General features: G+C 40.4%; 19 protein-coding genes, 1 pseudogene and 1 other annotated feature. Of the genes and pseudogenes, 4 read left to right on the top strand and 16 right to left on the bottom strand.

What is annotated here, in order from left to right; translation table 11 throughout:
- Positions 1 to 24: 24 nt before the first annotated feature.
- On the bottom strand, positions 25 to 879 hold the full coding sequence (locus D3H64_RS03285; protein WP_233554873.1) for a glycosyltransferase: 855 nt from the start codon (positions 877 to 879) through the stop codon (positions 25 to 27).
- 130 nt (positions 880 to 1,009) lie between these two features.
- Here D3H64_RS03285 and rfbA point away from each other — a divergent pair, with 130 nt between their 5' ends.
- Positions 1,010 to 1,882, top strand: a complete 873-nt coding sequence (rfbA, locus tag D3H64_RS03290; RefSeq protein ID WP_121564768.1) for a glucose-1-phosphate thymidylyltransferase RfbA — start codon at positions 1,010 to 1,012, stop codon at positions 1,880 to 1,882.
- Positions 1,883 to 2,322: 440 nt separating this feature from the next.
- Here rfbA and D3H64_RS03295 read toward each other — a convergent pair whose 3' ends face one another.
- From D3H64_RS03295 to ileS, 12 genes are all read right to left on the bottom strand, one after another.
- Positions 2,323 to 3,420: an EpsG family protein gene (locus D3H64_RS03295; protein ID WP_158589211.1), complete on the bottom strand. Its 1,098-nt coding sequence runs from the start codon at positions 3,418 to 3,420 to the stop codon at positions 2,323 to 2,325.
- On the bottom strand, positions 3,410 to 4,348 hold the full coding sequence (locus tag D3H64_RS03300) for a glycosyltransferase (protein ID WP_121564772.1): 939 nt from the start codon (positions 4,346 to 4,348) through the stop codon (positions 3,410 to 3,412). Before D3H64_RS03300 ends, D3H64_RS03295 begins: the two co-directional genes overlap by 11 nt.
- On the bottom strand, positions 4,335 to 5,900 hold the full coding sequence (locus D3H64_RS03305) for a hypothetical protein (RefSeq protein WP_121564774.1): 1,566 nt from the start codon (positions 5,898 to 5,900) through the stop codon (positions 4,335 to 4,337). The genes D3H64_RS03300 and D3H64_RS03305 overlap by 14 nt, the downstream gene beginning before the upstream one ends.
- 23 nt (positions 5,901 to 5,923) lie before the next feature.
- Positions 5,924 to 7,069 carry a hypothetical protein gene (locus D3H64_RS03310; RefSeq protein WP_121564776.1) on the bottom strand — a complete coding sequence of 382 codons (1,146 nt, stop codon included), beginning with the start codon at positions 7,067 to 7,069 and terminating at the stop codon, positions 5,924 to 5,926.
- Between the two features lie 51 nt (positions 7,070 to 7,120).
- On the bottom strand, positions 7,121 to 7,972 hold the full coding sequence (gene rfbD / locus D3H64_RS03315) for a dTDP-4-dehydrorhamnose reductase (protein WP_121564778.1): 852 nt from the start codon (positions 7,970 to 7,972) through the stop codon (positions 7,121 to 7,123).
- Complete coding sequence (gene rfbB, locus D3H64_RS03320) at positions 7,969 to 8,970, bottom strand: dTDP-glucose 4,6-dehydratase (RefSeq protein WP_121564780.1); 1,002 nt, start codon at positions 8,968 to 8,970, stop codon at positions 7,969 to 7,971. Before rfbB ends, rfbD begins: the two co-directional genes overlap by 4 nt.
- Positions 8,971 to 9,004: 34 nt before the next feature.
- Positions 9,005 to 9,553 carry a dTDP-4-dehydrorhamnose 3,5-epimerase gene (gene rfbC, locus D3H64_RS03325; RefSeq protein ID WP_121564884.1) on the bottom strand — a complete coding sequence of 183 codons (549 nt, stop codon included), beginning with the start codon at positions 9,551 to 9,553 and terminating at the stop codon, positions 9,005 to 9,007.
- Between the two features lie 101 nt (positions 9,554 to 9,654).
- The gene (locus D3H64_RS03330; RefSeq protein ID WP_121564782.1) at positions 9,655 to 10,773 is read right to left on the bottom strand and encodes an LCP family protein; all 1,119 of its coding nucleotides are present in this window, start codon (positions 10,771 to 10,773) and stop codon (positions 9,655 to 9,657) included.
- A gap of 55 nt (positions 10,774 to 10,828) precedes the next feature.
- Positions 10,829 to 12,199 carry an LCP family protein gene (locus D3H64_RS03335; RefSeq protein ID WP_121564784.1) on the bottom strand — a complete coding sequence of 457 codons (1,371 nt, stop codon included), beginning with the start codon at positions 12,197 to 12,199 and terminating at the stop codon, positions 10,829 to 10,831.
- 170 nt (positions 12,200 to 12,369) lie between these two features.
- The gene (locus tag D3H64_RS03340; RefSeq protein WP_121564786.1) at positions 12,370 to 13,131 is read right to left on the bottom strand and encodes a hypothetical protein; all 762 of its coding nucleotides are present in this window, start codon (positions 13,129 to 13,131) and stop codon (positions 12,370 to 12,372) included.
- Positions 13,128 to 14,189: an AAA family ATPase gene (locus D3H64_RS03345; RefSeq protein ID WP_121564788.1), complete on the bottom strand. Its 1,062-nt coding sequence runs from the start codon at positions 14,187 to 14,189 to the stop codon at positions 13,128 to 13,130. Before D3H64_RS03345 ends, D3H64_RS03340 begins: the two co-directional genes overlap by 4 nt.
- A gap of 725 nt (positions 14,190 to 14,914) precedes the next feature.
- A complete protein-coding gene (ileS, locus tag D3H64_RS03350; protein WP_121564790.1) occupies positions 14,915 to 17,698 on the bottom strand; it encodes an isoleucine--tRNA ligase in 2,784 nt (927 codons plus the stop codon).
- 235 nt (positions 17,699 to 17,933) lie between these two features.
- Positions 17,934 to 18,143: a binding site (T-box leader), on the bottom strand.
- Between the two features lie 200 nt (positions 18,144 to 18,343).
- Between ileS and D3H64_RS03355 the strand changes: the two genes are divergently transcribed.
- Together D3H64_RS03355 and D3H64_RS10565 are read left to right on the top strand one after the other, a co-directional pair.
- Positions 18,344 to 19,288: an Abi family protein gene (locus D3H64_RS03355; protein ID WP_121564792.1), complete on the top strand. Its 945-nt coding sequence runs from the start codon at positions 18,344 to 18,346 to the stop codon at positions 19,286 to 19,288.
- 1,437 nt (positions 19,289 to 20,725) lie between these two features.
- Positions 20,726 to 20,974, top strand: a pseudogene (locus D3H64_RS10565) (hypothetical protein); the annotation flags it as partial.
- Here the strand turns inward: D3H64_RS10565 and D3H64_RS03370 are convergent.
- Genes D3H64_RS03370 through D3H64_RS03380 form a run of 3 tightly spaced genes read right to left on the bottom strand, consistent with a single transcriptional unit; the run spans position 20,924 to position 22,789 of the window.
- Positions 20,924 to 21,709 (bottom strand): hypothetical protein, encoded by a 786-nt coding sequence (locus tag D3H64_RS03370; protein WP_121564796.1) that lies wholly within the window; start codon positions 21,707 to 21,709, stop codon positions 20,924 to 20,926. The pseudogene D3H64_RS10565 and the gene D3H64_RS03370 overlap by 51 nt on opposite strands.
- Positions 21,706 to 22,395, bottom strand: a complete 690-nt coding sequence (locus D3H64_RS03375) for an ABC transporter ATP-binding protein (RefSeq protein ID WP_121564798.1) — start codon at positions 22,393 to 22,395, stop codon at positions 21,706 to 21,708. The genes D3H64_RS03370 and D3H64_RS03375 overlap by 4 nt, the downstream gene beginning before the upstream one ends.
- Positions 22,382 to 22,789, bottom strand: coding sequence for a GntR family transcriptional regulator (locus tag D3H64_RS03380; RefSeq protein ID WP_158589212.1), 408 nt, complete (start codon positions 22,787 to 22,789; stop codon positions 22,382 to 22,384). Before D3H64_RS03380 ends, D3H64_RS03375 begins: the two co-directional genes overlap by 14 nt.
- Positions 22,790 to 23,336: 547 nt before the next feature.
- Here D3H64_RS03380 and D3H64_RS03385 point away from each other — a divergent pair.
- Complete coding sequence (locus D3H64_RS03385; protein WP_121564802.1) at positions 23,337 to 24,962, top strand: ABC-F family ATP-binding cassette domain-containing protein; 1,626 nt, start codon at positions 23,337 to 23,339, stop codon at positions 24,960 to 24,962.
- The last annotated feature ends 70 nt before the right edge of the window (positions 24,963 to 25,032 follow it).

Below are 25,032 nucleotides of genomic sequence, written 5' to 3' on the forward strand. Positions count from 1 at the left end.
CCCCTTAACAAACGCTCTTATGCTTCATTTTCTCTTTTTCCTTAATAAAGTATCATACAATTTTGCCCTCAACCATCCGGGAGATAGATTCACCAACAATTGAGCTAATTCTCTGATCCATTTATCTTTAGGAGAAGCTAGACCCACTTTATAAATCGTCTGATAGGCCTTTTGACTGGCTAAAAAGTAGCTCAATCCCCCTCTTCTCTTATACATTTCAGCATTGGCTCTTGCATTCACTAAATTCTCTTTTAAATTAGCTGCAATGGCGCCTTTTTTCAGCATCCTCACCCATAAATAATAGTCTTCATAGCCTTTTAGGGCTTGGTAATTTCCTGCTTTTAAGACCACTGATTTTTTATAGACAACTGTCATATGATTGAAAGGATTCCGACGTTTCGCATATTCATATATTTCTTCATGCGTTTCTGGTACGCTTCGAATGGCTTTGATCTCTTTAGGATCTTGATCAAACTCTGTAATATTCGACCCTAAAATATCCACTTCTTTATGTTCACTTAAATAATTTAGTTGTTTTTCAAAACGATCAGGTCTGGCAATGTCATCCGTGTCCATACGAGCGATATATTCATACTTGGCCAATTTGACACCATCTGCTAAAGCTTCTCCCAGCCCTCTATTTTCTTTAAAGCGCTGAATTCTCGTCCTGTCAGGAAATTGATCATAAAAACATGCCAATTCTTGATCTAATTCTCTGGTTAAAGGGCCATCACATATGATCAACCATTCATCAGCTAACAAGCTTTGATTTTTCATGCTTTCTAAACATGCTCTCAAATATTCCGGCTTTTCCTTCTCATAAACAGACATCAAAACGGTGAATTGAGGTGTTTTTGTCATCATTTTCCTCCCTTCCATTGTCTATTCTCCTTTCCATCACTATCTCATTCTTTATAGCTTTTCTACTTCTATAAGCTTGTTTTTCATCTTCACAAGTTTCCTAGCTCTTGTTATACTTGATTTATTAATGCAAGATGGAGGAATTCTCATGAAAGGTATTATTTTAGCTGGAGGTTCTGGCACACGCTTATACCCTATTACGCGATCCATTTCTAAACAGCTACTTCCAGTCTATGACAAGCCAATGATTTATTACCCTCTTTCGGTTCTCATGCTGGCCAATATCAAAGAAATTCTTATTATTTCAACACCAGATGACACCCCTCGTTTCCAAGAATTATTGGGGGACGGGCATCAATTAGGTCTAAAGCTCTCTTACGCCGTCCAATCTTCTCCAAGAGGTCTGGCAGAAGCCTTTATTATCGGTGAATCCTTTATTGGCGAGGATTCCGTCGCTCTCATTCTAGGGGACAATATATTCTATGGCGATGGCCTCAGTCGCCTCGTTCAAAGCGCTGCAAAGCAACAATCTGGTGCTACTATTTTTGGCTATCACGTTTCAGATCCAGAACGCTTTGGTGTGGTAGGTTTTGACGATCAACAAAGGGTGACATCTATTGAAGAAAAACCCTTAAAGCCAAAGAGTCACTACGCTGTCACAGGTCTTTACTTCTATGATAATCAAGTCATTGAAATAGCCAAGTCCCTAAAACCTTCTGCTCGTGGCGAATTGGAAATTACCGATATTAATCGCGCCTATCTCGAACGTGATCAACTTCATGTTCAATTGCTCGGTCGAGGCTATGCTTGGCTAGATACGGGTACTCACGAATCTCTTTTAGAAGCCGCCAACTTTGTCCAAACCATTCAAAAACGGCAAAACTTTAAAATTGCTTGTTTAGAAGAAATTGCCTATCGGATGAATTATATCAACAAAGATCAATTAACTGCAATGGCTGAAGAACTAAGAAAAAATGATTACGGTCAATACCTCTTGCGATTGGCTGAAACAGGGCGTTAGTCCCCATAAAGCGCCTTTTCATCAGGGGAAACAGGGCCTTAGCTCCCATAAAACGACTTTTTCATCAGGGGGGAACAGGGTCTTAGCCCCCATAAAACGACTTTTTCATCAGGGGGGAACAGGGTCTTAAATTCACCACTATACACCCCTTGAAATAAGGAGAAAGGAAGCCCTAGCAACAGCTATCCTTTTCCCACTAGCCAAAAACAAAGTCTTCATCGAATTATGGAGTCCCCAGCAGAACTATCTGCTGGAGGCTCTTTTTTTCACAATTGGGTAGCTCAGTTCATTATAAAATCCGCCATATCCCTTTTTGTCTAAGTTCATTCTAAAATCCGCCATCTTTCTTTTCCCTTTAGCAAGTCAAGCGATGGCTATCCTTCTTTTTTGAGCCTAGAGATAGGACACTCTTCCTCCCCTATCCTTTGCCCTATAACTTTTTACTGTCCTCTTAATTCAATCAGACGCAAGAGTATGTTTTCCTTGAATACCGTCCGAATAACATTATCCGTATTGCTAAAAATCAAGAGTACATAACAGGTCACACAAAGAATTCCAAGTAAAAAAAGACTCAAGACTAGCTTCTCCAATCGCTTGTGCTGAGCTTTCAAAGGCACTAGGAAATAGATGCTAAAGAGCAACCAGTAAAGGGGTAAGAAATTCCGAAAAATACGGAAGAAATCCACGCTTTGGAAGAAGAGTGGCATCAAACCAAAAGATAAATAGCTCAATTTTTTAGCCAATTGACTGAGTGACTGAAAAGCTTTGGGCTTCACCCCAGCTTCTAGCAAGCGATCTTGATCCAAACTATATTGGATAAAATAGACAGCAAGGCATAAGGCTAAAGATAAACTAATGAAGAAAATCCGCCCAGGCAAAGACACTTGCCCCCTAAAAAGATAAGCATACCTCTGCAAAACATGCGAGGAAGATTGGGCTAAGGAGGCTTCTGTTAAAAAGCGAGGGATCAATAGGCTCACTGTAAAAGCCAATCCAGAGCTCAGTATGACCCAAATGCTAGGCCACTGCAGGACTAGCCAAAAAGGAATATAGATAAAAGCGGTATTGTGAATAGTTCCTGCTAATAAAAGCAAAGATAAAGACAAATACCGATAAGTCGGTTCCTCCTTAGCTTCCATCAAGAGACTAAAGGCCCATAAGGCAATCCCCATCACTAAGAAATTCCGCAATTGCACAATATCCAAGAGAAAGGGAAAGACCATATAAAAAGCTAAAGCTAGAGCAGGATATTTGCTATAGCGGTAAAACCAGGCTATGAGGCTAAACAAGCCCAGCCCAGTGATTGCCGTATAAAATTGCTCGTAGGTCAGATTTAATAGTCTTCCCAGCCGTGTTAGCCAGAAAAAGCCCATCTCATGTTGTCTTTTTAAGAAATCATCTTTATCCCAATAAAAATTGCTATAGTTTTGGAAGTCTGGGTTCCCTCGATTCAAGCACATCAAGGCCACTAGCATTAGAATCAGCAAGATAGACAAGGCATGAAAGAGCCAGTATTTTTTCCCTGTCTTAGTCTTCATATGCTTTCCACTCCTCGAGTGCTTGCTTGCCCATTTTCCAACCCTTCCACATGGCGGAAATTTTCTTCTCCTTGTCCTTTTCATAAAGGATTACACCTAAGACATCATGAATCAGGCGAAAGGTCATTAAGCGCTTGAAGCCAGGGAAGGTTTTTCCATAGATCTCTATAGTCTTTCGTCCATTACGGAAAATATAGAATTTCCTCAATGCTCCATGGTGGTTAGGGCGAATCGTCAAGCCCAGGAAATGATGTTCTGTACGATCGCCAATGGTATGCGAAAAAGTCACTCGATTGGTTACCACAATGGCATAGGAACGACTGAGGAGCCGTAAACTCCATTCTGTATCCACCTGATCGATAAAGAATTCTTCCCGGAACAAATCGTCCCCTTCAAAAACTTCTATCGGCATAAAACTTGCCGAAGAAACGACAAAGCTGACTGATTCTGCTTGTTTGATATCATGTAGGGTTTCATAGCCATGCGGAGTTAAACGGGCATAGCGGCCATATTGATGTAAATTAGAGTCATACAGGTTAGGCGCCAAAATCCCAATAGGATAGTTTTTCAGCAAACGATTGTACTCCAAAACCATATCCTTAAAGAAGTGGTCAGGAATAGCTGAGTCTTGATCGAAAAAGAAAATTCCTTCTGCCCCCAGCTCCTTAGCTTTCCTAATGCCTACATTTTGTGCCGCTGCTAGCCCCTTATTTTCCTCCAAGCTAATCCAGTCACTGGCTAAAAGATCCAGCTTTCTTTTTCCTTCTTGGCAAAGTTCTTGTAATTTAGCGGTAATAGCTGAAGCTTTGGACCCATTATCCACAAGGAGAAAGGCTTGCCCTTCATGGATAAAACTTTCTAACAATTGAACAGTCTTTTCTTTTGGTTGGTAAGTCACTAAGACCACCACTGTTTTAGATGTCTCCATGCTTGCTCCTTTCTTCCTCTGACTTTTCTTCAAAAGAAATTTCTCGAATATTTTGTTTTATTTCCCCGCGGATGAGGACAGCCAACCCGACCAAGCCTAGGCTATAAAGAATAAAGCCTAAGCCTACAGATAGACTATTCGCTAGGATGAGATAAACTAGCAAGATAGTCAATTGCCGCAAGTTATCCGGCCAAAGGGTTAGCTTAAGCTGACGATTTAAAAGCCATTCACTCCCCAAAAGTCTAATCATGTAAACCATCAGTAATCCCGCAAAAGTCATCCAGAGATTTCGCCCTAGTTGCAAACTACAGTAGGTCCAAAGAATCGTTAGGATTAAAAGCATCCCATTCCACTTGAGCATGGCCACTTCTTCCCTATAAGCTTTCAAATAAGAATTCGTCAATAAGGCTAATTGCCCTTCAAAGACAAACAAAGGGTAGACAAAAGCAAAGAGTTGCATCACTTCTCCATAATGAGGTAACCAATAACTGATCACTAAGCGAATAGGGAAATAGCCTAGAAGAAGAAAAGCTGTCGCAAAGACAAAAAGTCTCTTGAGCGATTGATAGTTAGCCCTTAGTCGTTCTGCTTTTACCGTTTTGAGGAAAGGGAAAACAATTACACTGACCCCATTCACAAAAAATATCACTAAATTGGCCATAGAAATCATCAAGGATAAACGGCCGAAGCTTTCAATGGAGTAGTTCCTCTGAATAAAATAGCGGACGACCCCAATATATAATCCACCAGCTAAATTAGCTAATAATAAGGCTGCCCCAGCGTGAAAAACGGTTCTAGGAGATAGGTCTAGTTGGCTAAGGCTTTCAGTCTCTGCCTTCTCATTCGACTTCACACTTTCCCCTTGAAGAGAAGCTAGCCCCTCTTTTATCTCAACTGGTTTTTGTTTTCTTCTTAAACCAGCTAGTCCCGGACGGTAAAATTGGCGATAAGCATAGCCTAAACTTATAATTCTAGAAAGAAGATCGGCCCCCAAGAGAAGCCCTAGGGATCTGACTCCAGAAAGAAGGCAAAAAATCATGACCAACAAATAGATCAAGCGGTCTAAGATATTGGTTTTGGCAAATACCACCAGATGGTTCGTCGCTTGCATCAAGGAAAAGAGATAATTCCTTACATTGGTGACTAGAACCGTTAAAGCCAAAGCTAAAGCTACTAAAAGTACAGGCCCTTCCTTAGTGAGTAAAGCCCAGATAGCTATAGCTAGGGATAGGAGTAATTCTACGGTGAAATAGTGGAGGCTATTCTTTTTTAACCAAGTCCAAGGCAAGTCTTCTCGTCTATAGCCCGCAAAAATCAAGTAAAGCCCATCACACCAACCCGCATGGAGGATGCCACAATAGGTTGCATAAAAGACATACAATTGCCAATAGCCAAAAGGTCTAGGCCCAACAAACTTCGCTACGACTAAAATCACAAAGATTTGAATCGCCATAGAAAGCAAGGTGGCTAGGGTATTATAGGAAAAATGTTTAGCAAATAAGCGAGCTTTAGACATATCTTTTCCCTCTTTTCGAAGGTCCTTCCACTTCATCCTTCCCTCTTTTTACAAAAGGCCTAGTCATGAGGCACCACCCGTTCTAAAAATAGGGCGATCTTCTTTTTCACTTGTTCAGCTGTAAAATACTCTTCAAATAACTTTCTCGATTGATCTGACATCCTTCTCCAGTCTTCATCAGTGACCTTTAACAGGTCTTGGCACAAGTCCTCTAAACCCTCTCTTGAAATTTGATAGCCAAATCCATATTGTTTTAGCCATTCTTCTGTATCCCCAGGGATGGTGTTGATAATTGGCAAGCCATATTTGAAATAATCCACTGACTTCATGGTTAAGCCTACCGTTGAAGTTTCCTTGAAGGTGTTCAAGGCATAGTCGACCTCTTTTATAATTTGACGTTTACTTTCGTCGTCAAAAAGCATGCCGTGAGACTTGTAGGCAATCTTTGCTTCCTCTAATCCCTTCAAAAGAAGCTGTTCATTTTCCCCACCACCGATAATGTCTAAATGGACTGGGCGATAAGTATTCATCAACTTCAAGAAACGGACAATCAAGTCAATATCAATCACATTATTGATCGATCCCAAGTAAAGGAAACGAATTGTCTCAAAATTTTTAGCTGGAAATTCAATAGCTTCAACAGAATCCTGTGCTAAATAAAAAGGTGCATGAGGGCGTTTCTTTAAGGTTTCTTGATTTAAATAATTGCTATACCACTTACATTCATAAGTAAATCCATCAGAAGCGGCTAAGGCTTGGTCTCGTAAATTTTTCCATAAGTAAAATGGCAGAGTTCTCAAGAATTTCAAGCGTGAATTAGGAAACGATTCCGGCCACATGTCATAAATATCAAACAAAAGGCACACATCTGGATGCTTTTCTTTGTAACGTCTCAATTGATAGCCCAGAGCATTGGGTGGCATCATGCAAAAAATAACTTGAGGGGCTAGATTTTCTACTGCCTTACGCACATCTCTAGCAAATTTAGCGTGCGAGTATAGTCTCTCGAAAGAAAGATTTCTTTTATAAGGAAGGACGGCTAGTTGTATAGCCCCCTCTTGATTTAGTTGGACAGGTTGCCTTAAAACGGTATCGTAGTCCGTGGTAATGTAGGTCACTTCATAACCCTTACTTTTTAAATAAGCTTCCACATACTTTAAACGTTGCTCGTAATAATGAAAGCAAGAAATTAAGACTGCTCGCATGATCACCCTCCTTTCTTCCTATTTATCTCTTCCTATTCATGAGTCAAGACATCAGTCTCTAGTCGATAAATCCTTTAATATGAGATCTACCGCTTCTTGCCAAGTTTCTATTTTAAAGCCCAAAGCTTTTGTCTTGCTCAAATCTAAAATCGAATAAGCTGGTCGTTTAGCTGGCCTTTTATAAGCTTCACTTGTCACTGGTACAACTTCAATTGCTTGATCTTTTAAGATATAAGATGCCAATTCATACCAAGAACAAGAGCCTTCATTCGCTAAATGATAGGTGCCATAGTCTGCGCCACTTTCTTGTAAATAAATCAAAAAGCGTCCCAAAGTTTTCGTCCAAGTTGGTCGTCCTCTTTGATCATCTACAACCGTCAATTGCTGGTTGGTCTTAGCTAATCGACACATGGTTTTCAAGAAATTGTGCCCATAAACGCCAATAACCCAAGATGTCCTCACAATATAATAGGCCTGACAAATTTCTCGGATCCGTCTTTCTGCTTCAGCCTTTGCTAGGCCATAAGCATTAATCGGCTCTTCTTTTTCATCTACTGCTAAAGGACTGTCATCCTTAGCATTAAAAATATAGTCGGTACTTAAAAAGATTAGAGTAGCTCCATATTTACTGGCAGCTCGGGCGACATTTTCCGTCCCCTCCACATTGACTTGCCAATTGAGTTTTTTCCCTTTGCCTTCTGCTTCATCCACTGCGGTATAGGCTGCACAGAGGTAGACGACTTTTGGTTTTAGATGGTAAAAGATAGCTTGTACGGCTTTTGAATCGGTGATATCCAAGTCTTTTCGAGTCGTTTCATAAAAATCCATTCCCTTTTCTTTCAGCAAAGCTACCAGTTCTTGCCCTAATTGGCCATCTGCACCAATCACTAAAGTTTGGCTCATGACTTATCCTCCAGTCGTTTTAGCTTAGCTCTTTTTTGCAGAGGTCGCCACCAGTCTTCATTTTCTAGATACCAATTGATCGTTTCTTTGATCCCTGTGTCAAAAGTATAGAGAGGTTTAAAGCCTAATTCTTCAACAAGTTTAGTAGGGTCAATCGCATAGCGGAAATCGTGACCTAAACGATCTTTAACATAGGTGATCTTGTCTTTACTATAGTTCATTTGCTTCACAATCGTTTCAACAATTTGATTATTGCTCCGCTCATTGTGACCCCCAACATTATAAATTTCGCCTACCCGCCCTTTCCTTAAAACAAGGTCAATAGCTCGGCAGTGGTCTAACACATGCAACCAATCTCGGACATTTTTCCCTGTCCCATAAACAGGCAATTCTAAACCATCCATCACCTGCCCTATCATGAGAGGAATCAATTTTTCAGGGAATTGGTAAGGTCCATAATTATTGGAACAACGGGTAATATTCACCGGAAGGCCAAAGGTTCGGTGGTAAGCCATGACCAGTAAATCTGCACTAGCCTTACTAGCGGAATAAGGACTGTTTGGCGCTAGAGCCGTCTTTTCTGTAAAGTAACCCTCTTCTTTTAAGCTCCCATAAACTTCATCTGTAGAGACTTGTAAATACCGTTTAACTCCATACTTTTTCGAAGCATTTAAGAGCGTCGTCGTCCCCAAGACATTGGTTTCTACAAAAATTTCTGGATTCAGGATAGAGCGGTCAACATGAGATTCTGCCGCAAAATTCACCACTATATCAAATTGGTATTGCTTAAATAATTCATCTACCAAGTCGCTATCTGCAATAGAACCCTTCACAAAATGATAGTTTTTCTGATCAGCAATATCCTTTAAATTAGCCTCATTACCTGCATAGGTTAAGGCATCTAAATTCACTATTTCTTCTTCAGGGTGTTCCGCTAAATAATAGTGGACAAAGTTACTTCCAATGAAGCCCGCTCCCCCCGTGATTAATACGGTCATCTCTTATTTCCTCCTCGCCCAAGCCTTTCCTGACTTAATCAAAATAATGTTTCTTTGGATCGAAAGGCTCGTGCTGTTTATCTTTTTCAGATAAAATCACTCGATCCATATCTACCGGCCAGTCAATCCCTAACTCTTGGCTATCAAAAGCAATGCCGCTATCGGCTTCTGGATGATAAAAAGCATCTACTTTGTACTGAACATCCACATCATCTACCAAAGTGACAAAACCATGCGCAAATCCTTTTGGCACTAAAAGTTGGCGATGGTTGCTTTCACTTAAAATAACCCCTTGCCATTGCCCAAAAGTCTTCGAACTAGCTCGCAAATCCACGATAACATCGTAAATTGCCCCTTTCGTCACTCGCAAGAGTTTCGTTTGGGCATAGTCTCCCTTTTGAAAATGTAGGCCCCGTAAAACTCCCGCTTGACAAGAACGGCTATGATTATCTTGTACAAAATCAAATGACAAGCCTAGCTCCTCAAAACTTTTGCGGTTATAGGATTCCGTAAAAAATCCACGGTTATCCCCATATACAGGCATTTCAATGATATAGGCATCCGCTAAATTTAAAGCTTTTATTCTCAATCGTTCTCTTCCCTTCTGCTACTTGTCTTTCCTAACGAAAGGGAGATGTCCTACGACATTCTCCCTTTAAAGCTCACTTGTCTTCTATCCATTCACTAATAGATCCGTATCAAGTTTCCATTGTCATCGCTTTGATAACCCATAGGAGGAAGTTCCTCCGCTTCATTTGTTTCAGGTTTATCATAATATTCGCTCATACTAGGCGCATAGACCGTGTTCATGTCCTCTAAGCTCAGTTCCTTTAAGCCTAAATTTCTCCTCAAGGCATTACTAATATCCAATAGAGAAGGTTTAGAGATATAGAGACAGTCTAATTCATCTACTGTCATCGAGTGAACTACCATATGCAAACGGCGTGGATTCTTTACTGCCGTCATATAGCGGGCTTCTAAATCAACTAGTTCTGATAAACTCAGATCCGTTCGAACATTCTTTTTCAAGGTCTTTAAAATCTGACGATAGTTTTTCAACACGTCTATATTTTTTGCTTTTTTCAAGATAGCCTGAACAACAATCTGTTGCCTTTCTTGTCGGCCAATATCTCCCTTTGGATCTTCATGACGCATTCTCGCAAAAGCCAAGGCATGCATCCCATCCATATGGACTTTTTTCCCTTTTTCAAAAGGCATATCATCGAATTCAAAGGTCAAAGGACTTACAATATCCACTCCTCCAACCGCATCAACAATTTGCTTCAAGCCATCCATATTCACCGCCACAAAATAATCAATCGGCACTCCCAATAAATGTTGAACCGAATTGACAGTCATCTCCGCTTGGCCATAAGCATAGGAGTGATTCAATTTTTCATAACTTCCATGGCCTACAATTTTGGTATAGATATCTCTAGGGATACTCACGATCTCTGATTTGCCTTTTTGCGGGTTAATCGTCATCACCATCATGGTATCACTGCGAGCCGGTTCTTCCTTGGAACGAACATCCCCATAACCATTATCCAAGCCCATTAAAAGAATAGAGACTGGCTGACCTTGGGATAAATTGACAGATCCTTGCCGGTAATCATTTTTATTGATTCGTTGGTAGATCGCACTATAAGCAGAACCGACATCCCCATAGAGACGAATCCCCAAAATACAAATGATCCCTATCAAAGACAAGAAAATCAAACGCCAAGTTCTTCTTTTCTTTCGACGTTCCTTTTGACGATACTTTTCTGTTCGTCCTATCGTTTCTTGGTCTTTCTTTCTCATCCCTTCAGCTCACCTCTATTATCACTTTTTCTTTTCATACACAGACTTCATCAGTCTATTCCCCAGCATTTCCTCCATCTGGTGAAGAAGCTTCTGAAGGCTCACTTCCTCTCCCGCTATCAGCTGGAGCACTCCCTTCGTTTGGCTTATCCCCTTCAGTAGGACTTTCGCCTTCAGGAGGCATTTGCCCTTGATTGGATGAGCTAGATTGATTGGATGAGTTACCTTGATTGGACGGACTCGTTTTAGGAGGAGTCGCCTGCTGATAACTAGCTCTAGGCACTTCTGGCGCAACAGATTGAGCATCATTTTGATTTTGTTGGTAAACGTCAACCTTAGCCCCTACATTGCTCTTATCCACTTCGATTTTATTTAAATCCGCTAGGGTAATTTCTTCCATATACAATTCACGACGAATGCGGTTAGAGAATTTCAATAATTCCTTTGGTTCAATATAGCAATAGAAGATGTCATTTAACCACATTTCTCTACCTTCTATGCTCCAAGTTCTAAATTTCTTCACGGCAGCTTGATAGTTCTTCTGAATATTCAAGAGATCAGCAACAGATAAGTTGGTTCGGAAATTCTTTCCTAACACGTCCAAAAACTTGCTAATCCTAGTTACTGAACTTACATGCTTTAATTTTTTTACTAAGGCTTCAATCACCAAACGTTGCCGTTCTTGACGGCCAAAATCCCCTCTAGGATCTTCTTTTCTCATCCGAGTGAAGGCTAAAGCTTCCCATCCCTCTAAATGTTGTCGTTTGTTCTTTTTGAATTTTGCGCCATCATATTCGAAGGTCAATGGACTCACGACATCTACTCCACCAGCCGCATTAACCACATCTTTCAAGCCTTGCATATTGACTTCTAGATAATAATCAATTGGCACGTTCAACATTTTTTGAACGGTCTCAACAGACATTTTAGCTCCACCAAAAGCATAGGCATGATTGATCTTATCTTGAGTGCCATAGCCAACAATTTCTGTATAGCTATCTCGTGGAATAGATAAGAGAGAGGTTCGCCCTTGTTTAGGATTCACAGTGGCTAAAATCATCGTATCGCTCCGACCACCATCGGACAAGCGCCCTTGTACCCCATTATCCACCCCTAAAATCAAGACGGTAAAGGGTTGGGATTTTTTGACATTCAAGGCTTGGCTTCTAATTTGCGTTATATCAATCTGTTGCTGGGTCTTTTTAATGCTATTGTAGGCCTTAAAGCCTAAAGAAAAGAGCAGAACCATTAACATAGAAAGAGCAAGTACAAGCCACCCCATCCACTTTTTCCCTTTCCGTCTCTTTAGTTTACGTGTAATGGGCTCACCATAACGGCTATCCGTATGCTTTTCTTTACTTTTTCGACTCTTCCCATGTGTTGTAGACCGACTTGGCAGATGGCCTTTTGGGTAGCGTTCGCTCATTTATTTTCTCCTCACCTTCTTGAATATCAAACTTCATTATCTCATATTTACCTTGCTATCCTAGTCATTTTTAAAAGTCTTAACTACATCTTAATGTTCAACTGACATTCCTTTTCTACTTTAACTCGTTTCTTTACTTATTTTTCATTCTCTTTGTACTCTTTGTCAACTTAATCTTGTGTAAATTGATCAATTTCTACTAAAATTTGTCCAAAATTGCTCAAAGGTAATAAATGAGTCTCCCTTTCTTCTAACATTTTCCAAGAAGCCTGATAATTCCTCTCGGGGCATAAACCAGTTTTCGTAAAAAAGGCTAGCGCTTCGTTAAAATTCTCCAGTTTTAAAGAAGTAAAAGCACCATCTACAGAAGCTTTCCCTTCTTCCCAATACGACTTTTCTCCATCTTCTTCTGACCTTTCCTGCAGACTTTCCCTTTCTACTAAGTCCAAGACATGGGGCAAATTTCTAGAAAAATAGTAGAGATGGTAGGGTAGCCCTTCAAAAAGATATGGCGTCTGAATTAACTCCTTGATCACCTTTCTTTTCTGTTGACTTAAGCGTTGAAAATTCTTTAAGTCTTCTGGTCGATCAAAGTAGATGTATTCCTCTTGGTAAACGATCCTTTGCCTCATCTTTTGGCAGATAGACGGGTTCACTAGAAGCAATTGCTCCGGATGGTAGATAGATTCAATAGATGTCAGTTGAACTACCCCGCAAAGATCGTCCATTCTTAGGTGGTGGTTGGCCATATACTCTTTTACAAAATGTTCCATCGTCCTTTTCGCTCGATCGACTGTTGATCGTCTGGATAAGAGATCTGATCGCATCAAGGCAAATCGCATCAAGAACTGACCATTTTTCTCTCGTAATAAGGGATAGAGAAGATCTTCCTCATCCGCATCTTGAACAATAAATAATAATATCTGTTTCATCCTCTCGCACGCTCGAACCCTTTTTTGATGTCGTAAACTTCACTTCTCGAATGATACACACCATCCGAATCGCTTAAAGCCACTAAACGCAAATAATAATCCCGCAAATTCAATTCATCATAAGGTAAAGTTAGCTGCTTAAGACGATCACTCGCTTGATGAGTGGAAATATAGACTTGTTCAGGCGATAGAATTTCCATCCCTCTTAAACTAGGTGAAGAAAAGAGCAACTGCCCCTTCCCCTTTTTGTCAATAACTTCTAACAATTGACCGAAAATAAGTTCATCCAACTGATCATCTAAATGATCCACAATGGCAACAGTCCCTTCTTGGTTATAGACTGCTATCAAAGTGGTTAATTTCATGATTAAATGCCTAATCCCTTCTGACTCTCGATCAAACAAGCGAGATAAGCCCGGACGATTCACCAGAAGTTGGTAGCCTTTTGTCGAGCGGACAATTTCAATACTGGCATTTTCCGCCAAACTGCTTAAAACGTGATTCATCTGAGTTTCGAACCGTCTCAATAGGGGCCAGTCAGCTTTTTGCGCTAAAATTACCGCCCCATCCATCTTAAAGACTCGAATATTCGTCGGTGAATTAATGGCATAACGATAATCTTCTGCCCTTGTTGTTTCAATATAGAGCCCATCCTCGCCCGTATAATAAAGAACAAGGACTTGATGGACGAAAGCATCCAAAACTTCGCTATCTGTTATCCCTTTCGGATGGATGACTTGGTGTTTCACACGAATTTCATGAAATGACCCATAAGTCAGCACTAAACGCAAGGTCCAAGGGATTGACCTGAGCAAGCCTCGAATGAGAATTTCTCCAGATTCTTCTCCCTCCTTAAGGGCTTGAAAGAAATCATCTAAAGCAAAGCCTTTTAAATGCGCTAAAGTTAATCGAATAGCGGATAAGAAGGTGGATTTCCCCGTCCCATTTGGCCCCATTATCCCCACAATAGATCGTTCTAGCGGAAAATCCAAGCGAGCGTGACCAACTGCCCCTAGTCCATTCACTTCAATTCGGGTTAACCTGAAACTTTTCTCCATCTTCTCACCTCCACTCTAGCGGCAATTAACTTTATGCCACTCGTCAACTTTTTCGGCTTCGAATCGTACGCTTGCACTCGTTCTTTTCATTAATATATTTCTTCAAACATGAACAGTCCTTATTTTACCATACGGGGGATAAAAATCAGTAAATTTTTCAGTCTAGTTCATAGCTTCTATGCCTTTTGCCGTTCAACTACCTTGTTCAATTGATCCGTTCGATCCCCCTGAAATATATCCCCCAGCCGATCCACTTAATCGATCGAAGGATAGTTGAAGTCATCTACATCTTAGCGATTGGGGGAATTAGCTGTGAGCGGTCTAGTAAGCGGTCTATAGTGAGCTACAGTGTAAACCGTCGATAGAGAGCCACATTGTAAAGTGGTTAATAGTGAGCTACATCGTAAGAGATGTCGATAGCCACGTAGACTGCTTGTTATTTCGTGTGATGGATTGCTTCTAGACAGCAACTAGAGTTTTTAGAACTGCCCCTATAAAAAGACACCAAGAAGTTTCCCTCCTGATGTCTTTTTTAGCTATCTATATTCTTTAGCCTAAGAAGTAAAAATTACTTAGCTTTTAATCTTTCTAAAGCTTCTTTCAACTTCAAACTAAGGCAAAATAGTTCCATTACTTCTTCTCAATTGTTTAGATCCCCATTATTCACAAGGATCCGTCAACACATCAGCTAGTTGAGATGGAGTGCCTTTAGGATCCAATCCCAATTATGCTTCAGGATTCGTTAAAGCTTCCGGATAGTGTTCGTGAACAATATCGTAGCAACGTTGGCACAGTGTAGGAGCACCCTCGATAGTTCCGACTTCTTCACGAGTTGCCCGACAACGTTCGCAAACTTCCCCTTTGGCATGTTCCACCACAACTGATTGACGTTCATAAACATCTGCTGTGTCTTTAGCTTTGTCTGTTGTAATGTCCAAACCAGCGACGATCAGGATTTGCGACAAATCACTTGATAAAGCTTCATAAACTTCTTTTGTTGCTTGGTCTGTATAGATCGTCAATTTGGCTTCAAAGCTCTTCCCAATCTTCTTAGCATCACGAGCAAGTTCTAAGGATTTGAGCAAGTCTAAACGCAAGGTCATAAATTCATGCCATTGAGCCAATACTTTTTCATCTTCCTCTACTTCTTCTACAAGTGGGAAGTTGGCTAATTGAACGTAATCTTCTTCTTCCTTCAAATAGCTCCATACTTCTTCACAGGTATGCACTAAGATAGGGGTTAAGAGTTTCGTCATGGCCACTAAGCTGTCATAAATAACAGTTTGCATGCAACGACGGTTGTAGCCATCAGCCAATTCGATATAAACGACATCTTTAGCAAAATCAAGATAGAATTGCGACAAATCTGCCGTAACGAATTGCATGATCGTCTTGTAAACATTGGAGAATTCATAGGCATTGTAAGCTTCAGTAACCTCACGAATCACTTGACGCAAACGAGCCATCATATAACGGTCGACTGGACGCAAGTCAGCTTCTTTTACTCGGTCTTGACTTGGTTCAAAGTCAGTCGTGTTGGCTAACATAAAGCGGAAGGTGTTACGGATCTTCCGGTAGCCTTCAGCAACTTGATCCAAAATTTCATCACTGATCCGAACGTCACCCGTGTAATCCACTTGGGCAGTCCAAAGACGGATAATATCTGCCCCTCTTTGTTTCATTACGGTATCTGGACTGATCACATTCCCCACAGACTTACTCATCTTCCGACCTTGTCCATCATTAACGAAACCTTGGCTTAAAACAGCCTTATAAGGAGCGCAACCATGAACCGCCACAGAAGTTGTTAAGCTAGAGTTGAACCAACCCCGATATTGGTCAGAACCTTCCAAGTATAAATCAGCTGGGAAGGAGAGATTGTCACGTTCTTCCAAGACCCCTGCATAAGAAGAACCAGAGTCAAACCAGACGTCCATGATGTCATTTTCTTTTGTAAATTTCCCATTTGGAGAACCAGGGTGAGTAAAGCCTTCTGGTAATAATTCTTTGGCCTCTTTTTCAAACCAGATATTAGACCCGTGTTCAGCAAAGAGATTAGCCACATGTTCAGTTGTTTCTGGCGTGATGATTTCTTCCCCATTTTCAGCATAGAAAATTGGCAAAGGTACACCCCAAACCCGTTGACGGGAGATTACCCAGTCTCCACGATCACGTACCATATTGTGAATACGACGTTGACCAGATGGATGTAACCAGTTCACTTCTTCATCAATCACTTGCAAGATATCTGAACGGAATTTATCAATAGAAGCAAACCATTGTGGAGTTGCACGGAAGATAACCGGCTTCTTCGTCCGCCAGTCATGTGGATAACTGTGGACGATCTTTTCATGAGCTAATAAGCTACCATTTTCACGCAATAGTTCAATCACTTCTTTGTTGACATCAGCGTAAAATTTCCCTTCAAAACCAGGAGCTTCAGCAGTGAATTTCCCTTCATTGTCTACTGGAGAAAGAGGCTCGATCCCATATTGTTTGGATACATAATAGTCATCTTCCCCGTGGCCAGGAGCTGTGTGGACTAAACCAGTACCGGCATCTAAGGTAACGTGATCCCCTAGCATTAACAAGGATTCACGGTCATATAGAGGGTGAGTAGCGGTCAAATATTCTAATTTTTCCCCTTTGAAAGGTTCAGATAATTCATAGTCCGTCACGCCCATCTTTTGAGCCAAATTAGCTGCCAATTCTTCTGCTACAACTAATTTACGACCCTTAGCCGATAGAATGACATAGTTAAAGTTTGCATTAGCACAGATACCTAAGTTTGATGGGATAGTCCAAGGCGTTGTGGTCCAAATAACAAATTCTGCATCAGCTGGAAGAACATCCTTCCCATCTCTCACTTTGAAAGCCACAAAAATCGTATCGGATTCCACATCCTTATATTCGATTTCTGCTTCCGCAAGAGACGATTCACTAGATGGAGACCAGTAGATTGGTTTCAATCCTTTGTAGATATAGCCTTTTTCAGCCATCTTCCCAAAGACACGGATTTGTGCTGCTTCGTATTCATGATGGAGGGTGAGGTAAGGATGATCCCATTCCCCTTGTACCCCCAAGCGTTTAAAGGTTTCTTTTTGCCCTGCGACTTGTTTTTTAGCGTATTCTTCGCAAAGTTCCCGGAATTTCGCCACAGAAAGTTTTTTCCGGTCGACCCCTTCAGCGTTTTTCAAGGCTTGTTCAATAGGTAGACCGTGCGTGTCCCAACCAGGAACAAATGGGGCATAATAACCTTGCATGAGTTTCGAACGAACAATGATATCCTTGGATAGTTTGTTCAAGGCATGTCCCATGTGGATGGCGCCATTCGCATATGGAGGCCCATCGTGCAAGATGAAGCTGTCATGCCCTTCATTTTGTTTTAGGCGGCGTTTCGTTACCTCTTGCTCTGCCCATTCTGCCTGCCGTTCTACCTCTTTAACCGGCAAATTCCCACGCATAGGGAATTTTGTTTTACCAAGTTGCAATGTTTCTTTCATTTTCATAGAATCGCTCTCCTCCTCTTTTTTCTTTTTGGATCATTTCTTTTTATTCTCGCTAGCTAAAACAAAGATATTCTCCGACTATCCTTTTTGGGGATCAGTTCAGCATTTGGCAGTTACAGTTCAATAACTATAGCTTTTAGTCAAAAGACTACAGTTAAAATTCAATGCCTGCAGCTTTTAGTGGGAGGATTAGAGTCAATCTCCTTCATTTGGGGATAAAAAAATAGCCCTCCCCAAAAGGGACGACTGACTACCGTGGTACCACCCAAATTTGAAATCTACTGAGATTTCCTCGACTAGCTTAACGCGCATTTCAACGACGGTTCTTACTTAGCTTTCACAACCGTAGCTCAAAGGGGATAGGCTCTAGAGAGACTTTATCGGTTTCCACCAGCCACCGACTCTCTTTGAAAGGGGCTCTCCTGCCGACCTTATCTGCTTTTAAAGAAATTCCCTCTCCTTTTTATAGGAGATGGCTTGGCACTCATTATACAAAGATTAGAAACAAATAGCAAGGCTATTTTAGCGCAATTCTGTGTCAACTCATTTATTACAATCCTTGACTTTAAGTATAATTCTGCTATTATTTAGTTAAGGAACAAGCCCTTGCCATACGTGGCGGGGCTTTTTTTATGAGGTGTGTATATGAGTAAACCGTTTAAAACTTATGATGAACAAATTGAAATACTCTCAAATAGAGGTTTATACATTAATAACCCAGAATATGCTAAGATTATTTTATCACAAGTTAATTATTATAACCTTATCAACGGCTATAAAACTCCGTTTTTAGATAATACATCTTCTAATGAGGTAGAAGATGTATATAAAGCTGGTAGTAGTTTTGAAGAAATTTATGCTCTTCATGAAATGGATCGTGAATTAAAAGAAGTGGTTTTTTCTTCTCTGCTCCGTTTTGAGAAACTTCTAAAAACATCCTGCGCCTATCATTTTTCAGACCTACACAGAGATGGACTATATCCTTACTTACAAATTGAAAATTATTCTGCATCAAAGCATCAACTAAATTATGTTTTGAAAAATATAGGGACATTATCCAATGCCATAAGTAAAGAAAATAAAAATTCAAATGGCAAGAAACCTATTAAGCATTATATAAAAAAACATGACCATATTCCTCTTTGGGTTCTTGTAAATTTCCTTACTTTAGGGAATATATCTTATTTTTATAATTCCCTAGATGAATCTCTTCAAAATAAAATTGCTAGAGATTTTGGTAAAAGATATAAAGAGAGCTATCAGTCTAAAGAAAAAATTAGTAAAACTGAGCTTATAGACATAGTTAAAATCTCTAATTTTTTCAGAAATGTTTGTGCCCATGATGAAGTCATGTATTCTTTCTCTTTGAATAAAGCTGGTCAAACCGCTATATTTGAAAAGTTTTTTGATGAGAATTATACCGGTAAAAATTTACATGATTTAATATTGGTTCTTAAACTAGTTATTCCCGAAAAAGATTACCAATCTTTAATCACATCAATTTCCTCCATTAAAAATAAATATAAAGATAAATTTACTAGTGTCCCAATTGAGGACATATTTGCAATTTCAGGATTTTCTAGTAAGTAGTTATTAACTTAGCTACTTATTTTTTATTTGATCACGATTATCCTCAATTGCTTGATAATATTATACTATTTATATTAAGACTATTAAGCAAAATCAAAAGAACCGACTTGGTCCACGGTAAAATGTAGTTGGGTCATTTTTGCCTCCTGGTTGTTTTGTTTTTTGTCTATTAACATTGTACCAGTTTAGGCTTAAATGGCCTTTTTCTTTTTACACAATTATATGGACTCTATCCTCATTATTCAGTTTTTTTGACTCTAAACTTACGTCACGATACTAAAAGGGAGGAATTTAGATAGACTAGTTTCCAGCAAAGAGACGATCTAAGGCAAATTGTTAGATCCCCTTTTCTGACTTTGACACTTAAAAAATAAAAAAGCGAGTATAGATGTTGATTTAACAACGTTTGTACTCGCTTTGCTTTTTTTGATCTGTATATACTAGACTTTCACTTGTGTGTTTCTTCCGCTTTCTTCTACAGCCTAGTAGAGATAGATATCCTCGTAAGCCGGATTTGTAAAGTTTGGACTTTCCACTTTTACTTCTGTGAGTAGACGGTCACTTAATAAGTCGAAACGTTGATAGGTCCATTTCGTGTTTTTACCCTCTTGTTTCCCCTTGCTAAAGGTGACCAAGCGATCCCCGTCCACATAAACGGACGCCCATTTCTTTAGCGAATAGTTTCTCTCCCTCACTTGATGCAATTCTACCTTCCCATTTCTGATACGATAGGTCCAAACTAAAAGCTTAGATTCTTGATCCGTCCCATTCAAAGAAAAGAGCGTAGACCCTGCCTGACCCATGGAGTAATCCCTTTCTAAAGGAAGCGGGAGAGTTTGCCCATTTGTCAAATGAACTAATTGCCATACGACCTGCCCATCTTTACCGGCATCATTGGCTAATAACCATGGCTCTTCATCCTTCTTGAAAGATTGTAGCGTGTCCCCACTGACAATATTATCTATGGTCGAAACGTTCAAACTCTTTGTGGTAATCTTTTTACCATCTTGAGACACTTGAATGTCCATAGAATGTGAACTTGCCCCATCTTTTTTCTGGTTGGCTTCCACTAAGAAATGATAATCAGACCCATGACGAACAACATTCCTCAGATAAATCATCTTCAGACCCAGTTTATCCAAGTCGATCTTTTCTCTTCTCGCTTGATCTTTTAGACGATTATAAAAAATCACATGCAGCACTTTCCCACCGGATTGCCCGTCAAAAGCGTAGACCGTTTCATTTTGCCCATCAAATTTTTGCACTGCCGTATCAAAAGTTTTTCTTTCTTGTCTATTCAATAGATCGAGTACCTTTTGTGAAATGGTCATTATCTTTTTCACAGGGAGGTCGAAATCTTTAGCTTCACTATAAATAGGAGCACTCGCAGCGCTTAAATAGAAGCTGTCTCCTTGAGAGGCCACCTGTTCTTGCAGAGCTTTTGCATATTCCAAATTCCCCTGTAAGACCAAATCTTTTTTCAAGTTTTCCTTATCTTTTGTGACGGTCATCTTGAAAGTCGGCAATTGTTTAAATTCAGCTTGCCCGTATGCCATAAAAGCAAAGATAATCGCTAAGGCCAAGCCCATCCAAACAAGCGGTTTAAAATACTTGCTATTCATCCTCTTCACCTCCTTATATGGCTATACGATGTTTGCTAAGATAAGATCCACAAACGATCGCTAAAGCATTGGCTACTATCAATTTCAGTATCGTCTCGTAGGACAGGAATTTCGGAAATAGGGTAATGTTTGGCACTAGTTCTAAAATAGGCACTAAACATAGCGCTAAAAGACCGAGCCCTAAAATAATTTTCCCAAGAGGTCTTAAACTTTTCCCAAAAATAAGTAGGTCAAAGGCTAGTAAAATCGACAAACTTGCCAAAAGGAATAAAAGTAGTGTCACTTGCCATTGGATTTGTAAAAATAATGATCCTGCTTGTACTCCACCAGCATTTAAGCCAAATAATTGAGAAAAGCGGAGAATATAGCCTTGATAGTGAGGAAGAATCCCCTTTAAACACAGGTAGTAGACCAAGACTTCTCCTAGATCAATCATCAAAAAGCCCAAGAAAAAGAGGATACTCGTCGCCCACTTGGCCAAATACATATCAAATCGTTTCAAAGGAAATAGCATCCACCTTGTCGCAAAGTGACCTTTCCCATACCAATCCACTAGCCAAATATAAAGGGAGAAAGCTCCAACAAAGCCAATGATCAGCAAATCCAAGCCTATCATGGTCATCCCCTTATAAGGTATAGCTCCAGCTCCTCTGACGGCCATATGCCCCAAAAAGCCTTTCCAAGCTCGATAGTTCATCCCCAATAAGCCTGCCTTGACTACAGCATAGACGAGATAGCTTGCCACTATAAAAAGTCGGTGCCGTTTCCATTCTAAGTTCCAACATTTGAAGAAATTCATCCTTGATACACCTCCCTCATGACATCGGTGATGGATTTATTTTCCTGTTCTCTGACTTCTTCTACGTCAAATGCCCTTACAATACTCCCATTTTTCAACAAGATGACCCGATCAGCTAATTGCTCCACTTCTTCAATCGCATGAGTCGTTAAGAGAACCCCACGTCCTTGAAGAATATCACTGGTAAAGACATTGAGCAGTTCCTCTTTTGAAAAAATATCAATACCCGAAAAAGGCTCATCCATTAAGAGGTATTGGAAATCTAAACTCAAACTCATGAGCATATTTAATTTCATTTGATTCCCTTTTGACAAGTGACTGATCACATCTTTTTTATTCAACTTGAAAAATTCCAACAAACTTTCCGCCCGTTCTGGATTGTAGTTACTATAAAAAGTATCCATCATCTCCAAGGCTTCTTCCACTCTTTGCCCTGGCACCATGGCTAAGTGGTCTGGAACAAGGGTAACTTTTTCTAAACTTTTTTCCGACCAGCTTTCCCCATCAACCAATACCTTGCCCGTAGCATTATTCAATAATCCTACCATCGCATTCATGATGGAGGTTTTTCCTGACCCATTTAAACCGATTAAAGCCGTCACACTATTCTCAGGAACCGAAAAAGAAACTTGGTCAACGACTTTTTTCCGCCCATAACGAACAGTTAAATTTTCAACGGTTAACATGCTTTCCACCTCCGTTTGACTCTTTAGCTTCTTTTTCCAAATCTTGACTTTCTTGCTTTAAATAATTGGTAATATCCTCTACGCTATTCCCTAAACGTTTCAAGCGATCTACCAAGTCTTTTAAGGCGGTTTGACTCAATTCCTTCCGTAAGGCCTTGATTTTCTCTTCATCCTCCGTCACCCGACTTGGGACATTCCTTTCAGTAATAATCCAGCCCTTGTCCTCTAAGACACGATAAATCCGTTGCGCCGTATTAGGATTGATGGATAACTCTTGTGCCAACTCTCTTCTTGACGGCACCGTCGACCCACTCGGCCATTCTTGACTAGCAATCAATTCTTGAATCCGTTCTACTCCCTGTTGATATATTGGTAAGCGACGATCAAATTGCAAGGTAAAAACCCCCTTTCCTTTGCCTATTGGACTTAAATTTTACAGCATGCACTAGCCCACTTTTTTCCTAAAGTTAAACTTGACGTCATGACACTCAGCTGTTTCCTATTATTCTTTACCAGTCGAGTCATCATTTGAAGAAAGTTCTTTTACGCTTCTTCATGTATCATTGTATTAAGTCATTAATACATTGTCAATAGACAAAAGCGCTTTTTCGCCACTCTCCTCTTAAAAGTTTTTACCCTCATTAAAGCAGACCATTTTCTAATCAAGCAGCTAAAAAACTGAATCTTCTATAATAAGTCTTCTCAAATCTATCTTTTCTTGATAGAATGAGCCAGATGAAGCTCTTCTAGACGGCTAAGTTTCACTTCCAACTAGTCGTTTCTATAGCGTTGGAATCAGGCTTTTCTACAAGCGCTAGACTCTAAGCCTTTTAAAAGAGATCTTAGCCCCTATTTCACCTAAAGAATAAAGAGCTGATTAAGCCTAATACAAGAACTACCATCAGCGATCTTATAAGCTCGCTAAGTTAAAAGGAGGACCTATGTTATCAGTTAATAATGTTTCTGTACAATTCTCAGATCGCGTCTTATTTAGTGAAGTGAATTTAAAATTCACTCCCGGTAACTGCTACGGAATTATCGGCGCTAATGGGGCAGGTAAATCTACTTTCCTCAAAACCCTCTCCGGCGCTCTGGAACCTACTACAGGGACAGTTACACTAGACCCTAACGAACGTCTAACCGTATTGGAACAAGATCACTATGCCTACGACGATATGACTGTTTTAGATACGGTCATGATGGGTCACAAAGAACTTTTTGCCGTTAAACAAGAAAAAGATGCCATCTACATGAAAGAAGATTTTTCTGACGAAGATGGGATCCGTGCCGCTGAATTAGAAGGTCGTTTTGCTGAATTAAACGGTTGGGAAGCTGAGGCCAATGCTGCCATGTTACTAGAAGGGTTGGAAATTTCTGAAGCCCAACATTATTTCTACATGCGTGACTTAGACGAAGCTGAAAAAGTGAAAGTCCTTTTGGCTCAAGCCCTATTTGGTACACCTGATGTCCTCTTATTGGACGAACCTACTAACGGTTTGGACGGACGGGCTATCCACTGGTTAGAAAACTTCCTCATGGACTTCCCTAACACCGTCATCGTTGTCAGCCACGACCGCCACTTCTTAAACAATGTCTGCACCCATATGTGTGACGTGGACTACGGTAAAATCAAACTCTTCGTCGGGAACTATGATTTCTGGTTAGAATCTAGCCGACTTGCCGCTAAACTCCTCGCCGACCAACGTGCCAAAAAAGAAGAAAAAGTCAAAGAACTCCAAAACTTTATCGCGCGCTTCTCTGCCAATGCTTCTAAATCTAAACAAGCCACTAGCCGGAAGAAACTCCTAGAAAAAATCACCTTGGACGATATACAGCCTTCTTCCCGCCGTTACCCATTCGTTGGTTTTAAACCTCACCGTGACATTGGGAATGACGTCTTGATGGTCGAAAAACTATCCGCTCAGGGAGAAGAAGGTATTTCTTTCAGCAACGTTTCCTTCCAATTATCCAAGACAGATAAAGTGGCCTTCCTTAGCCGAAATGATAAGACCATCTCGCAATTCTTCGACATTATCACAGATAAGCAAGCAGCTGAATCCGGCAGCCACAAATGGGGCGTTACCACTAGCTATTCCTACTTCCCTAAAGATCTAGGACGGGAATTCCAACAAGAAGATCTCACCATCTTGGATTGGTTACGCCAATTCGCTGAAAAAGAAGAACAAGATAACACCTTCTTACGGCAATTCCTAGGGCGCATGCTCTTCTCAGGAGAAGATGTGAACAAAAAAGTTAAAGTCCTCTCTGGGGGAGAACGTGTCCGTTGCTACCTGGCTAAAATGATGTTGGAAAAAGTGAATGTCCTCATCCTAGACGACCCAACCAACCACTTGGATTTGGAATCGATCACCGCCTTAAACGACGGCTTGAAAAATTACTCCGGCGTGATCCTCTTCTCTTCTCACGACCACGAGTTCATCCAAACCATTGCCAACCGTCTCATCGTCTTAGGTCCAAAAGGGATCGTCGACCGTCTCCAAACGACTTACGACGAATTCTTAGACGACCAAGACAGCCAAGACCGTGTCGATGCTCTTTATCAATAAACTTTAGTCAAAACAAAAGTCTGTTAATTGAGTGAGTTCCAACAAAAAAGTACGTCAAATCAAGCTTATC

Source organism: Atopobacter sp. AH10, from assembly GCF_003664595.1.
Lineage (GTDB): Bacteria > Bacillota > Bacilli > Lactobacillales > Aerococcaceae > Atopobacter.